Genomic DNA, 14,769 nt, shown 5'->3' with positions numbered 1-14,769 from the left:
CGATCTGTCGCATTCGCGTCAGATCCGGGCGTCGTTCTCGTTTGAGCAGGCATTCAGGAGGAGGTTGACGTGACAGATAACGCTTCGGCTGTCGAGGTGATCCTCGCCGAGCACGCCGACCTCGAACTCCAACTGGCCGATCCCAACCTGCACGCCGACGCGTCGGCTGCCCGCAAGGTCGGACGCCGGTTCGCGCAGATCTCACCGGTCGTGGCCACGTACCGCAAGCTGGAGGCCGCCCGCGGCGACCTCGAGGCCGCGCGCTAACTCGCGGCCGACGACGCCAGCTTCGCCGCCGAGGTCGACGAACTCACGGCGCGCGTCGCCGAACTCGACACCCAGCTGACCGATCTGCTGGCCCCGCGTGATCCGCACGATGCCGACGACATCGTGCTCGAGGTCAAGTCGGGGGAGGGCGGCGAGGAGTCGGCACTGTTCGCCGCCGACCTCGCCCGCATGTACATCCGCTACGCCGAACGTCACGGCTGGACCGTGACGATGCTCGGCGAAACCACGTCCGACCTGGGCGGATACAAGGACGCCACGCTGTCCATCCGCAGCAAGGGTGATTCGGCCGACGGCGTGTGGGCCCGGCTGAAGTTCGAGGGCGGCGTGCACCGCGTGCAGCGCGTCCCGGTCACCGAGTCACAGGGCCGGGTGCACACCTCGGCTGCCGGCGTCCTCGTGTACCCGGAGCCCGAAGAGGTCGAGCAGGTCCAGATCGACGAATCGGATCTGCGCATCGACGTGTACCGCTCGTCGGGCAAGGGCGGCCAGGGCGTCAACACCACCGACTCGGCGGTCCGCATCACGCATCTGCCCACCGGCATCGTGGTGACCTGCCAGAACGAGCGTTCGCAGCTGCAGAACAAGGCCCGCGCCATGCAGGTGCTTGCCGCGCGGCTGCAGGCGCTGGCCGAGGAACAGGCCGACGCCGACGCCTCGGCGGACCGCGCCAGCCAGATCCGGACTGTGGACCGCAGTGAGCGCGTCCGCACCTACAACTTCCCCGAGAACCGCATCGCCGATCACCGGATCAACTTCAAGGCACACAACCTGGACCAGGTGCTCGACGGCGAACTGGACCCGCTGTTCGACGCGCTGGCCGCCGCTGACAAGCAGTCGAGGCTGCAACAGGCATGACCCGGCCCGCCAGGGAAGGCACGACCGACCTGCGGCAGGCCATCCAAGCGGCCGCCGAAACCCTGGCCGCGGCTGGCATCGACTCGGCGCGCACCGATGCAGAACTGCTGGCCGCCCACGTCGCGGGCGCCGACCGCGGCCGCCTGATGTTCATCGACGATCCCGGCGAGAACTTTCAACCGGCGTTCGACGCATTGATCGCGGCGCGCGCGCAGCGGGTACCGCTGCAGCATCTGGTGGGTACCGCCGCATTCGGTCCACTGACGCTGGCCGTCGGCCCCGGGGTGTTCATCCCCCGGCCCGAGACCGAATCGCTGCTGGAATGGGCAATGAAATTCGTTGAGGCACAACAGTTTTCAGAACCTCCGGTGATCGTCGACCTCTGTACGGGTTCGGGCGCGCTGGCGTTGGCGCTCGCGGCGTACTGCCCGGACGCGCGGGTGCTGGCCATCGACGACTCGGAGGCAGCTCTCCAATACACCCGACGCAACGCGGCGGGCACGCAGGTCGAGGTCCTGGCCGCCGATGTCACGACGCCGGGTTTGTTGCCGGAGCTCGACGGCCGGGTCGATCTGCTGGTTGCCAACCCTCCGTACATCCCGGCCGGAGCCGAACTGGATCCCGAGGTGGCCGACCACGATCCGGCGCACGCATTGTTCGGCGGCGTCGACGGCATGGAGGTGATCGGTCCCATCGTCAGGCTTGCCGCGCGGTGGCTACGCGACGGCGCGGGCTGCGCGGTCGAGCATGACGACACCACCTCGGGCCAGACCGTCGCGATGTTCACCGACGACGGCAGTTTCACGTCGGTCTTGCCGCACCGCGACCTGGCCGGACGACCCCGCTTTGTCACAGCCATCCGCGTTGGGAGAAGCTGAGTTCATGGAGCCGAGATGACAACGTTCGACTGCAGTGACCCCGATCAGCGCGCGACGGGCATCGCGTCGGCGATCAGCGCGCTCAAGGGCGGTCGGCTCGTGGTGATGCCGACCGACACCGTCTACGGCATCGGCGCGGACGCCTTCGACCGCGACGCGGTCGGCAGTCTGCTCGCGGCCAAGGGGCGTGGCCGCGATATGCCGGTCGGTGTCCTCGTCGGATCCTGGACCACGATCGATGGCCTGGTCTTCTCGGTGCCCGATGCCGCGCGCGAGCTGATCCGGGCGTTCTGGCCGGGCGCGCTGAGCCTGGTGGTGCGCCAGGCGCCGTCGCTGCAGTGGGACCTCGGCGACGCCAACGGCAGCGTGATGCTGCGGATGCCGCTTCACCCCGTGGCCATCGAACTGCTGCGTGAGGTCGGGCCGATGGCGGTGTCCAGCGCCAACATTTCCGGGCGGCCCGCCGCGGTCACCGCCACCGACGCGCGCGAGCAACTCGGCGACCTGGTCGAGGTCTATCTCGATGGCGGGCCCGCCGAACGGCAGGCCGCGTCCACCATCGTCGATCTGACCGGTGCACAGCCGCGCATCCTGCGCGAGGGTCCGATCAGCGCCGACGACATCGCCAGGGTTCTCGGAGTGGAAGCCACGACACTGGCCCCGACACTCACGGAGTGATCTCAGCTTGCTGACGTACGGTGCACCGGTGATCACGGCTGCGGGGCAGATCGATGCCGCGATCCCGACCGGCCTGCTCGCGTTGTCCGACCAAGGCGCCGGCGTGCCGCTGCGTGAGCTCGCGTTGGTCGGCCTGACTGCCGCCATCATCACCTACTTCGCCACCGGCTGGGTCCGGGTGATGGCCATCCGCCTCGGCGCCGTCGCCTACCCGCGGGAACGTGACGTGCACGTCCAGCCGACGCCCCGGATGGGCGGGCTCGCCATGTACGTCGGAGTGGCCGCGGCCGTGCTGTTGGCGTCCCAGTTGCCGGCGTTGACCCGGGGATTCGTCTATTCGACGGGTATGCCGGCCGTCGTCGTGGCCGGCGGCCTGATCATGGCGATCGGGCTGATCGACGACCGGTGGGGTCTGGACGCGCTGACGAAGTTCGCAGGCCAGATCACCGCCGCCAGCGTGCTGGTCACGATGGGCGTGGCGTGGAGCGTGCTGTACATCCCGATCGGGGGAGTGGGCACGATAGTGCTCGATCAGGTGTCGTCGATCCTGCTCACGTTGGCGTTGACCGTCTCGATCGTCAACGCGATGAACTTCGTCGACGGGCTCGACGGCCTGGCAGCCGGGCTCGGCTTGATCACCGCGCTCGCCATCTGCGTCTTCTCGGTCGGACTGCTGCGTGACCACGGTGGCGACGTGCTGTTCTACCCGCCCGCGGTGATCTCGGTGGTGCTGGCCGGCGCCTGCCTGGGCTTTCTGCCGCACAATTTCCACCGCGCCAAGATCTTCATGGGCGACTCGGGGTCGATGTTGATCGGGCTCATGCTGGGCGCTGCCTCGACCACCGCAGCGGGCCCGATCTCTCAGAACGCCTACGGTGCGCGCGACGTGTTCGCTCTGATGTCGCCGTTCCTGTTGGTCATCGCAGTGATGTCTGTGCCCGCGCTGGACATGTTGCTGGCCATCGTGCGCCGCACCCGCGCCGGGCGCAGCCCCTTCAGTCCCGACAAGATGCATCTGCACCATCGGTTATTGCAGATCGGGCATTCGCACCGGCGTGTGGTGCTACTCATCTACCTATGGGTGGGCATCGTCGCCTTCGGCGCGGCCAGCACGATTTTCGTCGACCCGCGCTACACCGGCGCGGTGATGGCGGCGGCCATTCTGGTCGCGATCGTGGTGACTCTGATCCCGCTGTTGCGCCGCGGTCCCGATGCGCGGGAACCGCAGCTCGACGATCATTACGACGAATAGTAGTAGGCCTTCTACCATGTGGTACGGTGCTGGCAGAACCCGAAAAACCTCACGGGTTGCCGGCCCGGCCCATCGGTCCCGAAAAGCCGATCGGCGCCGAATAACGACCGACAAAGGGAGCTACCCCTTGGGTGATTCCAGCGCGCCCGTCGCCCTTCGATACGCTCGTCGGGCACATTCAGGACTTTGTCAGGTAAAAGCTGTACAGGGATTGGGGTGAAGCAGTGACGACACCAGCGCAAGATGCGCCGTTGGTGTTCCCGTCGGTGGCATTTCGGCCGCTGCGGCTCCTGATCGTCTGCGTGGCACTGACCGGCGTTGCCGTCGCGGCCGCTGCGTTCACCGGACACGTTTTCTTCGGCCTGTTCTTCGGCGTCGGCCTCGGCCTCGGCCTGATCAATGCGTTGCTGGTGCGGCACGCGGTGGAGTCGATCACCGCGGAGGAGCACCCCCTCAAGAAGAAGATGGCGGTCAACTCCGCCACGCGGCTGCTGATCATCACCGCGATCGCGCTCGCGATCGCCTTCTTCTTCAAGAACTCGGGCGGCATCGCGGTGCTGTTCGGGTTGGCGATCTTCCAGGCACTGCTGGTGATGTCCACCAGCTTCCCGGTGCTCAAGAAGATCCGCACCGACGGCCTGGACGCCGTCGATACCTCTGGCACGGATTCGAAGGGTTGAGCTGACATCAGATGACCGAGACTGTTTCTGCCGCAGCGATCCACGTCGGCCACCACGAAGAAGTGCAATGGCTGGGGATGACGTTCAACATCGACACGATCACCGCAACCGCGGTCGCCGCCGTCATCGTCATCGCGCTGGCGTTCTTCCTGAAGGCCAAGGTCACCTCCACCGGGGTTCCCGGTGGTGTGCAGCTGTTCTTCGAGGCCATCACCATCCAGATGCGTCAGCAGATCGAGAGCGCGATCGGCATGAAGATCGCACCGTTCGTCCTGCCGCTCGCGGTCACCATCTTCGTGTTCATCCTGGTGTCCAACTGGCTGTCGGTGCTGCCCGTGCAGTTCGGCGGGTCTGACGGCGCGGCGTCCGAACTGCTGGCCCCGCCGGCCTCCGACATCAACTACGTGCTGGCCCTGGCCCTGTTCGTCTTCCTCTGCTACCACGCGGCGGGCATCTGGCGGCGCGGTCCGTTCGGGCACCTGAAGAAGCTGGTCAAGGGCCACGTCGCGGTGCTGGCGCCGATCAACATCGTCGAAGAGATCGCCAAGCCCGTCTCGCTGTCCCTCCGACTTTTCGGCAACATGTTCGCCGGCGGCATCCTGGTCGCGCTGATCGCCATGTTCCCCTGGTACATCCAGTGGGCGCCGAACGCCATCTGGAAGACCTTCGACCTGTTCGTCGGTCTGATCCAGGCCTTCATCTTCGCCCTGCTGACCATTCTGTACTTCAGCCAGTCCATGGAACTGGACCACGACGAGCACTGACCTGCCAGTACCACAACAGACCCTGGTGGCATCGCTGCCAGTTACCAAGGAGGAATAAGGAATGACCGACCCCACCATCGTTGCCGGTGCCCTCATCGGCGGCGGTCTGATCATGGCCGGTGGCGCTATCGGTGCCGGTATCGGTGACGGTATCGCCGGTAACGCGCTGATCTCCGGTATCGCGCGCCAGCCGGAGGCACAGGGCCGCCTGTTCACCCCGTTCTTCATCACCGTCGGTCTGGTCGAGGCCGCGTACTTCATCAACCTGGCATTCATGGCGTTGTTCGTGTTTGCGACCCCGGGCGCTTCGTAATCCAGCGTGATGGAACAACTGAGCGCAACGATCCTGGCGTCCAGCCAGGCGGCTGAAGAAGGCGGCGGGGGTCAGAGCAACTTCCTGATCCCCAACGGCACCTTCTTCGTCGTGCTGCTCATCTTCTTGATCGTGCTTGCCGTGATCGGGAAATGGGTGGTGCCGCCGATCAGTAAGGTCCTGGCGGAGCGGGAAGCGATGCTGGCCAAGACTGCTGCGGACAACCGCAAGTCGGCCGAGCAGGTTGCGGCCGCACAGGCCGACTACGACGCCGCGATGGCGGGAGCTCGTACCGAGGCTTCGGCCATTCGGGACGAAGCTCGCGCGGCCGGCCGCTCGGTTGTCGACCAGAAGCGTGCCGAAGCCAGCGGTGAGGTAGCCGCAACCGTTCGCGACGCAGACCAGCAACTGTCTGCGCAGGGTGCTGCCGCGCGGTCCGACCTCGAGTCGTCGGTAGACGGCCTGTCGGCCACGTTGGCCAGTCGCATCCTCGGCGTCGACGTGAAACCAGGTGGGACGCAGTAGATGGAAATCTTCATCGGACAGCTGATCGGCTTCGCGGTCATCGCTTACATCATCTGGCGGTTCGTGGTACCGCCGGTGAAGGCGCTGATGGCCAAGCAGCAGGAAGCAATACGCACCGCGCTCGCGGAGAGCGCCGAGGCGGCCAAGAAGCTCGCCGACGCCGACGCCATGCACGCCAAGGCGCTCGCGGATGCCAAGGCCGAGTCGGGCAAGGTCACCGACGAGGCCCGCCACGATTCCCAGCGGATCACCGCGCAGCTCGCCGAGCAGGCAGGCGCGGAGGCAGAGCGCATCAAAGCTCAAGGCGCACAACAGATTCAGCTGATGCGCCAGCAGCTCATCCGCGGGCTGCGCAACGGTCTGGGCGAGGAGTCCGTGGCCAAGGCCGACGCACTGGTCCGGGCGCACGTCGCCGACCCTGCCGCGCAGTCTGCCACGGTTGATCGCTTCCTGGACCAGCTGGACCAGATGGCTCCGTCGAGCGCGGTGATCGACACCGCCGCGACCTCCACACTGCGGGCCGCCAGCCGTGAGTCATTGGCCACCCTGGTCAAAAAGTTCGACGCGGTCGCCGGTGGTCTCGACGCCGCCGCGCTCACCACTCTGGCCGACGAGCTGGCCGCCGTGGCCAAGCTGCTGCTGTCGGAGCCGGTGCTCAACCGGCACCTCGCCGAACCCACCGACGATCCTGCGTCGAAGGTGCGTCTGGTCGACACGCTGCTGTCGGGCAAGGTGGGCACGACGACACTGGACCTGGTGCGGACCGCTGTGTCGCAGCGCTGGTCGACGGAAGGCAACCTGGTCGACGGCATCGAGCACGCCGCGCGCCTGGCCCTGCTCAAACGTGCCGAGGTCGCCGGTGAGGTTGACGAGGTCGAGGACCAGCTGTTCCGGTTCGGCCGCGTCCTGGATGCCCAGCCGCGTCTGTCCACTCTGCTGAGTGACTACACCACCCCGGCAGACGGCCGGATCGCCCTGCTCAACAAGGTGATCACGGGCAACGCCGGTGTGAACAGCACCGCGGCGGCTCTGCTGGCCCAGACCGTGGGCCTGCTCCGTGGCGAGCGCGCCGACGAGGCCGTCATCGACCTCGCGGAGCTTGCCGTCGCCCGGCGCGGCGAGGTGGTCGCGCACGTCACGGCCGCCGCCGAACTCAGCGACACGCAGCGCAACCGCCTGACCGAAGTGCTCACCCGGATCTACGGGCACCCGGTCTCCGTTCAGCTGCATGTCGACCCGGATCTCCTCGGTGGGCTCTCCATCACCGTCGGCGACGAGGTCATCGACGGCACCATCTCGTCACGACTGGCTGCGGCCGCAACCGGCTTGCCGGACTGACGAGCGCTTGCGCGAGGAAGCGACACGCCTCGCCACGAACGACACGAACGACCCCAGGAACTAGGTAGGAAGACGAAAAACCATGGCAGAGTTGACAATCTCGGCTGCTGATATCGAAGGTGCCATCGAGGACTACGTATCCTCGTTTTCCGCCGACACCGAGCGTGAAGAGATCGGCACCGTCATCGATGCCGGCGACGGCATCGCCCACGTCGAGGGCCTGCCCTCGGTGATGACCCAGGAACTCCTCGAGTTCCCCGGCGGCGTCCTCGGCGTCGCGCTCAACCTCGACGAGCACAGCGTTGGTGCCGTCATCCTGGGTGAGTTCGAAAAGATCGAAGAAGGCCAGCAGGTCAAGCGCACCGGGGAGGTGCTGTCGGTTCCGGTCGGCGACGCCTTCCTCGGCCGCGTCATCAACCCGCTGGGTCAGCCGATCGACGGCCAGGGCGACATCGCCGCCGAGACCCGCCGCGCCCTCGAGCTGCAGGCGCCCTCGGTGGTTCAGCGTCAGGGCGTCGGCGAGCCGCTGCAGACCGGTATCAAGGCCATCGACGCCATGACGCCGATCGGCCGTGGCCAGCGCCAGCTGATCATCGGCGACCGCAAGACCGGCAAGACCGCGGTCTGCGTCGACACCATCCTCAACCAGCGTGAAGCCTGGGAGACCGGTGACCCCAAGCAGCAGGTGCGCTGCGTGTACGTCGCCGTCGGCCAGAAGGGCACCACCATCGCGAGCGTGAAGCGCGCGCTGGAAGAGGGTGGCGCGATGGAGTACACCACCATCGTCGCGGCCCCGGCCTCCGACTCCGCCGGCTTCAAATGGCTTGCGCCCTACACCGGTTCGGCCATCGGCCAGCACTGGATGTATGACGGCAAGCATGTGCTGATCGTCTTCGACGACCTCACCAAGCAGGCCGAGGCCTACCGCGCCATCTCCCTGCTGCTGCGCCGCCCGCCGGGCCGTGAGGCTTACCCCGGTGACGTCTTCTACCTGCACTCCCGTCTGCTGGAGCGTTGCGCGAAGCTGTCCGACGAACTCGGCGGCGGTTCGATGACGGGCCTGCCGATCATCGAGACCAAGGCCAACGACATCTCGGCCTACATCCCGACCAACGTCATCTCCATCACCGACGGCCAGTGCTTCCTGGAGTCCGACCTGTTCAACCAGGGCGTGCGACCGGCCGTCAACGTCGGTGTGTCGGTGTCCCGCGTCGGTGGCGCCGCGCAGATCAAGGCGATGAAAGAGGTTGCAGGCTCGCTGCGGCTGGATCTGTCGCAATACCGCGAGCTGGAGGCCTTCGCGGCCTTCGCCTCTGACCTGGACGCCGCGTCCAAGGCTCAGCTGGACCGTGGTGTCCGCCTGGTGGAACTGCTCAAGCAGGCGCAGTACAGCCCGATGGCAGTCGAGGACCAGGTCGTCGCGATCTTCCTCGGTACCCAGGGCCACCTGGATTCGGTTCCCGCCGAGGATGTTTCACGCTTCGAGACCGAGTTCCTCGAGCACGTGAAGGCCAGCCACTCCGACATCCTCACTGGCATCAAGGAGTCCAAGAAGCTCTCCGAGGAAGCCGAGGAGAAGCTCGTTTCGGTCATCAACGACTTCAAGAAGGGCTTCGCCGCGTCCGACGGCAGCTCGGTGGTCGTCTCCGAAGCAGACGCCGATGCGCTTGATCCCGAGGACCTGGAGAAGGAATCCGTCAAGGTCCGCAAGCCGGCTCCGAAGAAGAACTAGGTAATCAATGGCAGCCACACTTCGCGAGCTACGCGGTCGTATCCGCTCCGCCTCGTCGATCAAGAAGATCACGAAGGCCCAGGAGCTGATCGCCACGTCGCGGATCGCCAAGGCGCAGGCCCGGGTCGACGCGGCCCGGCCCTACGCCACGGAGATCACCAACATGCTCACCGAACTCGCCGGTGCCAGCGCGCTGGATCATCCGCTGCTCGTGGAGCGGCCCGATCGCAAGCGCGCCGGCGTGCTGGTGGTGTCCTCGGACCGTGGCCTCTGCGGCGGGTACAACGCCAACGTGCTGCGGCGCGCCGAAGAGCTGTTCTCGCTCCTGCGGGACGAGGGCAAGAACCCGGTGCTCTACGTAGTCGGTCGGAAAGCCTTGGGCTACTACAGCTTCCGGCAACGTACCGTGATCGAGTCGTGGACCGGCTTCTCTGAGCGGCCGACCTACGAGGACGCCAAGGAGATCGCCGACACCCTGGTGGCGGCGTTCATGGCCGGAGCCGACGACGACGGTGACGAGCCGGGTGCCGACGGCATCCTGGGCGTCGACGAACTGCACATCGTGTCAACCGAGTTCCGGTCGATGCTGTCGCAGACCGCGGTGGCACTGCGGATCGCGCCGATGGTGGTCGAATACGTAGGCGAGCCGGAAACCGGTCCGCACACGCTGTATTCGTTCGAACCCAACGCCGAGACGCTGTTCGACGCGCTGCTGCCGCGGTACATCGCGACCCGCGTGTACGCGGCGCTGCTCGAGGCCGCGGCCTCGGAGTCGGCGTCTCGCCGCCGTGCCATGAAGTCGGCCACGGACAACGCCGACGATCTGATCAAGGCGCTCACGCTGGCGGCCAACCGCGAGCGTCAGGCTCAGATCACCCAGGAAATCAGCGAAATCGTCGGCGGCGCCAACGCGCTGGCTGACGCCAGCAAGTAGAGCCCCCGTCGAGAGCTAGAGAAGCGAAGAGAAGAAATGACTGCAGCCGTAGACACCAAGACCGCGGGTCGCGTTGTCCGTATCACCGGCCCGGTGGTGGACGTCGAGTTTCCACGTGGCGCCGTTCCTGAACTGTTCAATGCGCTGCACGCCGACATCAGCTTCGGCGCGCTGGCGAAGACCCTGACGCTCGAGGTCGCTCAGCACCTCGGCGACAACCTGGTGCGCTGCATCTCCATGCAGCCCACCGACGGCCTGGTGCGCGGCACCGAGGTGTCGGACACCGGGGCCTCCATCTCGGTGCCCGTCGGTGACGGCGTCAAGGGCCACGTGTTCAACGCCCTCGGCGATTGCCTCGACGACCCGGGTTACGGCAAGGACTTCGAGCACTGGTCCATCCACCGCAAGCCGCCGGCCTTCGCCGACCTGGAGCCCCGCACCGAGATGCTGGAGACCGGTCTGAAGGTCGTCGACCTGCTGACCCCGTACGTGCGCGGTGGCAAGATCGCCCTGTTCGGTGGTGCCGGCGTGGGCAAGACGGTTCTGATCCAGGAGATGATCAACCGTATCGCCCGCAACTTCGGTGGTACCTCGGTGTTCGCCGGCGTCGGTGAGCGCACCCGTGAGGGCAACGACCTGTGGGTCGAGCTCGCGGACGCCAACGTGCTCAAGGACACCGCGCTGGTGTTCGGTCAGATGGACGAGCCGCCAGGCACCCGTATGCGCGTCGCCCTGTCGGCCCTGACCATGGCCGAGTTCTTCCGCGACGAACAGGGCCAGGACGTGCTGCTGTTCATCGACAACATCTTCCGGTTCACCCAGGCCGGTTCCGAGGTCTCGACCCTGCTGGGTCGTATGCCGTCGGCCGTGGGTTACCAGCCGACGCTGGCCGACGAGATGGGTGAGCTGCAGGAGCGCATCACCTCTACCCGTGGTCGCTCCATCACCTCGATGCAGGCCGTGTACGTGCCCGCCGACGACTACACCGACCCGGCGCCGGCTACCACGTTCGCCCACCTGGACGCCACCACCGAGCTTTCTCGTGCGGTGTTCTCCAAGGGCATCTTCCCGGCGGTGGACCCGCTGGCTTCGTCCTCGACGATCCTGCACCCCAGCGTCGTCGGCGACGAGCACTACCGCGTCGCCCAGGAAGTCATCCGGATCCTGCAGCGCTACAAGGACCTTCAGGACATCATCGCCATCCTCGGTATCGACGAGCTGTCGGAAGAGGACAAGGTCCTGGTGTACCGCGCCCGTAAGATCGAGCGCTTCCTGAGCCAGAACATGATGGCCGCCGAGCAGTTCACCGGCCAGCCGGGCTCGACCGTGCCGCTCAAGGAGACCATCGAGGCCTTCGACAAGCTGGCCAAGGGCGAGTTCGACCACCTGCCCGAGCAGGCGTTCTTCCTCATCGGTGGTCTCGACGACCTGGCGAAGAAGGCCGAGAGCCTCGGCGCCAAGCTGTGATGAGCGCCTCTTCCCCTCGAAAGGTGGTGTGACGTGGCGGAATTGCACGTCGAGATCGTCGCCGTGGAGCGCGAGCTGTGGTCGGGTGACGCGACGTTCGTGTTCACCCGCACCACCGCGGGCGAGATCGGCATCCTGCCACGGCACATCCCGTTGGTCGCCCAACTCGTCGACGACGCCATGGTGCGCGTCGAACGCGAGGGTGAGGACGACCTGCGGATCGCTGTTGACGGTGGCTTCCTGTCGGTGACAGAAGAGGCCGTCCGGGTCCTGGTCGAAAATGCTCAGCTGGAATCCGAGATCGATGCCGAAGCGGCCAAGCGGGATTCGGAATCCGACGATGAGGCAACTGCGGCATGGGGCCGGGCGCGGCTGCGCGCCCTAGGCCAGATCGACTGATATGCCGATGAGCGCGTCCATGATCGGCATGGTCGCGCTGGTCTGTGTGCTGCTACTGGCAGTAACTGCGCTGTCCTACCGACTCTGGAAATTGCGCCAGGTCGGTGGGACAGCTGCTATTTTGCGGGATTATCCCGCGGTCGGCGGCCACGGCTGGCGACACGGCGTCATGCGGTACCGCGGCGGCGAAGCCGGCTTCTACCGGTTGTCGAGTATGCGGTGGTGGCCTGATCGACGGCTGAGCCGGCGCGGTCTTGAGGTGGTGTCGCGACGTACCCCGCGCGGCGACGAGTTCGACATCATGACTTCCGAGATTGTTGTGCTCGAGCTCCGTGACACCAGTCCCGAACGCCGCCAGGGCTACGAGATCGCTCTCGATCGGGGAGCTCTGACCGCCTTCACGTCGTGGCTGGAGTCACGGCCGTCGCCCCGCGCGCGTCGGCGCAGTTACTGACCCTGGCCCGGTTTCCACAGCACATCGCCGTCCGGGTTGGCGACTCGGGACAAGATGAACAGCAGGTCGGACAGTCGGTTGAGGTACTTCGCCGGCAGGATGCTCACTCCGTCACCGTGCTCCGCCACCGCCGTCCATGCCGATCGTTCCGCCCGCCTTGCCACCGTCCGCGCCACATGCAGCAATGCCGAGAGCGGCGTACCGCCCGGCAGGATGAACGAACTCAGTGCGGGCAGTGGCTCATTGAACTCATCGCACCAGCGTTCCAGCCGGTCGATGTAATCCTGCGTGATCCGCAGCGGCGGATACTTCGGGTTCTCAGCCACCGGGGTGGACAGGTCGGCGCCGGCGTCGAACAGATCGTTCTGGATCTGCCGCAGAACCGCCAGAACTTTGTCTCCCGGTTCGCCCATGGCGATCGCAACGCCGATGGCGGCGTTGGCTTCGTCACAATCCGCGTACGCGATCAGCCGCGCGTCGTTCTTCGCGACCCGGCTGAAATCGCTGAGTCCGGTGGTGCCGTCGTCACCGGTGCGGGTGTAGATGCGGGTGAGGTGAACAGCCATGTGGGAACCGTACCGGGCGCAACATCCACCTCGGCATTCTGAGAGAGCTTTCTGAATCTCACTCGGTCGCCGCTTAAACTAACCCGCGTGAGCGAGCGATTCGTGGTGACCGGCGGAAACCGGTTGTCGGGCGAAGTTGCTGTCAGCGGAGCGAAGAACAGCGTGCTGAAGTTGATGGCAGCCGCGCTGCTGGCGGAGGGCACCAGCACCATCACCAACTGCCCGGACATCCTGGATGTGCCGTTGATGGCGGAGGTGTTGCGTGGCCTGGGCGCCACTGTCGAGTTGAACGGCGGGACGGTTCGGATCACGTCTCCCGATGAACTCAAGTACGACGCAGACTTCGCCGCGGTCAGACAGTTCCGGGCTTCGGTCTGTGTCCTTGGCCCGTTGGTAGGCCGGTGCAAGAAGGCCCGCGTCGCGTTGCCCGGCGGTGACGCCATCGGTTCGCGGCCACTCGACATGCATCAGTCGGGACTGCGGCAGCTCGGTGCGCGATGCAGCATCGAACACGGCTGCGTGGTGGCAGAGGCAGATCATCTGCGCGGCGCCGAGATTCAGTTGGAGTTTCCCTCGGTGGGGGCGACCGAGAACATTCTCATGGCAGCGGTTCTCGCCGAGGGCGTCACCACGATCCACAACGTGGCGCGCGAACCGGACATCGTCGACATCTGCGCGATGCTCAACCAGATGGGTGCCCAGGTCAGCGGGGCGGGTACGTCGACGTTGACCATCACGGGCGTCGATCGGCTGTACCCCACGGAACACCGCGTGATCGGGGACCGTATCGTCGCGGCCACCTGGGGGATTGCAGCAGCGATGACGCGCGGCGACATATCCGTCACCGGTGTCGACCCGCAGCACCTGCAGCTGGTGCTGCACAAATTGCACGACGCGGGAGCGACCGTCACCCAGAACGACGACGGTTTCCGGGTGGTCCAGTACGAGCGGCCCAAGGCCGTGAATGTCGCGACGCTGCCGTTCCCGGGATTCCCGACGGACCTGCAGCCGATGGCCATCGGGCTGGCCTCGATCGCAGATGGCACCTCGATGATCACCGAGAACGTCTTCGAGGCGCGGTTTCGTTTCGTCGAGGAGATGATCCGGCTCGGGGCAGATGCCCGGACCGACGGACACCATGCGGTAGTCCGTGGAATCCCGCAGCTGTCGAGCGCGCCCGTGTGGTCGTCGGACATCCGTGCCGGCGCCGGCCTGGTCCTCGCAGGCCTGGTCGCGGACGGAGATACCGAGGTCCACGACGTTTTTCACATCGATCGCGGCTACCCGCTGTTCGTCGAGAACCTGATCAGCCTTGGGGCTGAGATCGAGCGGGTAAGCTAGGCCAGACGGCCGCGGTTGGGCCGAAACCCCTCTGACCAGGGCATTTGACTCCCGTGGCGGATGGTTCTAATCTAGTCGAGTTGCCCCGGCAGCGGGGAGACAAAAAGCCGCTTGACTCTCTGACGAAGATGGTTTAAGCTGGCAGGGTTGCCCTAAAGGGGCTAACTCGAAACAATCTGGTGTGTTGTTTGAGAACTCAATAGTGTGTTTGGTGGTTTTTGTTTGTTGTTTTTGGTTGCATTCTTTTTCCCGTTTAGGGTGTGACCTTTTGTTTTTTTGGATGCCAGTTTGTTGGTGTCTTTTTG

15 protein-coding genes and 1 pseudogene are annotated in these 14,769 nt (G+C 65.9%); 15 read left to right on the top strand and 1 reads right to left on the bottom strand.

Annotated features, from left to right (window positions below):
• Positions 1-69 precede the first annotated feature (69 nt).
• From prfA to BST13_RS23715, 14 genes and pseudogenes are all read left to right on the top strand, one after another.
• Positions 70-1,143 (top strand): annotated as a pseudogene (prfA, locus tag BST13_RS23780) (peptide chain release factor 1).
• Complete coding sequence (prmC, locus tag BST13_RS23775) at positions 1,140-2,021, top strand: peptide chain release factor N(5)-glutamine methyltransferase (RefSeq protein WP_083166464.1); 882 nt, start codon at positions 1,140-1,142, stop codon at positions 2,019-2,021. Before prfA ends, prmC begins: the two are co-directional and overlap by 4 nt.
• A gap of 15 nt (positions 2,022-2,036) precedes the next feature.
• Positions 2,037-2,699, top strand: a complete 663-nt coding sequence (locus BST13_RS23770) for an L-threonylcarbamoyladenylate synthase (RefSeq protein ID WP_083166463.1) — start codon at positions 2,037-2,039, stop codon at positions 2,697-2,699.
• Positions 2,700-2,706: 7 nt separating this feature from the next.
• Entirely contained in the window at positions 2,707-3,951 is a 1,245-nt protein-coding gene (locus BST13_RS23765; protein WP_083166462.1) for a glycosyltransferase family 4 protein, read from the top strand.
• A gap of 224 nt (positions 3,952-4,175) precedes the next feature.
• Positions 4,176-4,631, top strand: a complete 456-nt coding sequence (locus BST13_RS23760; RefSeq protein WP_029374096.1) for an ATP synthase subunit I — start codon at positions 4,176-4,178, stop codon at positions 4,629-4,631.
• 11 nt (positions 4,632-4,642) lie between these two features.
• Positions 4,643-5,395, top strand: coding sequence for a F0F1 ATP synthase subunit A (gene atpB / locus BST13_RS23755; RefSeq protein ID WP_083166461.1), 753 nt, complete (start codon positions 4,643-4,645; stop codon positions 5,393-5,395).
• Between the two features lie 61 nt (positions 5,396-5,456).
• Positions 5,457-5,708: a F0F1 ATP synthase subunit C gene (locus BST13_RS23750; RefSeq protein WP_018599073.1), complete on the top strand. Its 252-nt coding sequence runs from the start codon at positions 5,457-5,459 to the stop codon at positions 5,706-5,708.
• A 9-nt stretch (positions 5,709-5,717) separates the two neighbouring features.
• Positions 5,718-6,233: a F0F1 ATP synthase subunit B gene (locus BST13_RS23745; protein WP_083166460.1), complete on the top strand. Its 516-nt coding sequence runs from the start codon at positions 5,718-5,720 to the stop codon at positions 6,231-6,233.
• The gene (locus tag BST13_RS23740) at positions 6,234-7,571 is read left to right on the top strand and encodes a F0F1 ATP synthase subunit B/delta (protein WP_083166459.1); all 1,338 of its coding nucleotides are present in this window, start codon (positions 6,234-6,236) and stop codon (positions 7,569-7,571) included.
• Positions 7,572-7,653: 82 nt separating this feature from the next.
• Positions 7,654-9,303, top strand: a complete 1,650-nt coding sequence (gene atpA, locus BST13_RS23735) for a F0F1 ATP synthase subunit alpha (RefSeq protein WP_083166458.1) — start codon at positions 7,654-7,656, stop codon at positions 9,301-9,303.
• A 7-nt stretch (positions 9,304-9,310) separates the two neighbouring features.
• On the top strand, positions 9,311-10,237 hold the full coding sequence (locus BST13_RS23730; protein ID WP_083166457.1) for a F0F1 ATP synthase subunit gamma: 927 nt from the start codon (positions 9,311-9,313) through the stop codon (positions 10,235-10,237).
• Positions 10,238-10,273: 36 nt separating this feature from the next.
• Positions 10,274-11,704, top strand: a complete 1,431-nt coding sequence (gene atpD / locus BST13_RS23725) for a F0F1 ATP synthase subunit beta (RefSeq protein ID WP_083166456.1) — start codon at positions 10,274-10,276, stop codon at positions 11,702-11,704.
• A gap of 33 nt (positions 11,705-11,737) precedes the next feature.
• Entirely contained in the window at positions 11,738-12,103 is a 366-nt protein-coding gene (locus tag BST13_RS23720; protein WP_083166455.1) for a F0F1 ATP synthase subunit epsilon, read from the top strand.
• Between the two features lie 7 nt (positions 12,104-12,110).
• On the top strand, positions 12,111-12,557 hold the full coding sequence (locus BST13_RS23715) for a DUF2550 domain-containing protein (protein ID WP_064946988.1): 447 nt from the start codon (positions 12,111-12,113) through the stop codon (positions 12,555-12,557).
• Here the strand turns inward: BST13_RS23715 and BST13_RS23710 are convergent.
• Entirely contained in the window at positions 12,551-13,123 is a 573-nt protein-coding gene (locus tag BST13_RS23710; RefSeq protein WP_083166454.1) for a cob(I)yrinic acid a,c-diamide adenosyltransferase, read from the bottom strand. The genes BST13_RS23715 and BST13_RS23710 overlap by 7 nt on opposite strands.
• Before the next feature lie 87 nt (positions 13,124-13,210).
• Here BST13_RS23710 and murA point away from each other — a divergent pair, with 87 nt between their 5' ends.
• Positions 13,211-14,464, top strand: coding sequence for a UDP-N-acetylglucosamine 1-carboxyvinyltransferase (gene murA, locus BST13_RS23705; protein ID WP_029374106.1), 1,254 nt, complete (start codon positions 13,211-13,213; stop codon positions 14,462-14,464).
• Positions 14,465-14,769: the final 305 nt, after the last annotated feature.

Origin of the sequence: Mycobacterium aquaticum, from assembly GCF_002086485.1 — a bacterium.
Taxonomy (GTDB): Bacteria; Actinomycetota; Actinomycetes; order Mycobacteriales; family Mycobacteriaceae; genus Mycobacterium; species Mycobacterium aquaticum.
This window is presented reverse-complemented; position numbering and strand designations above follow the sequence as displayed.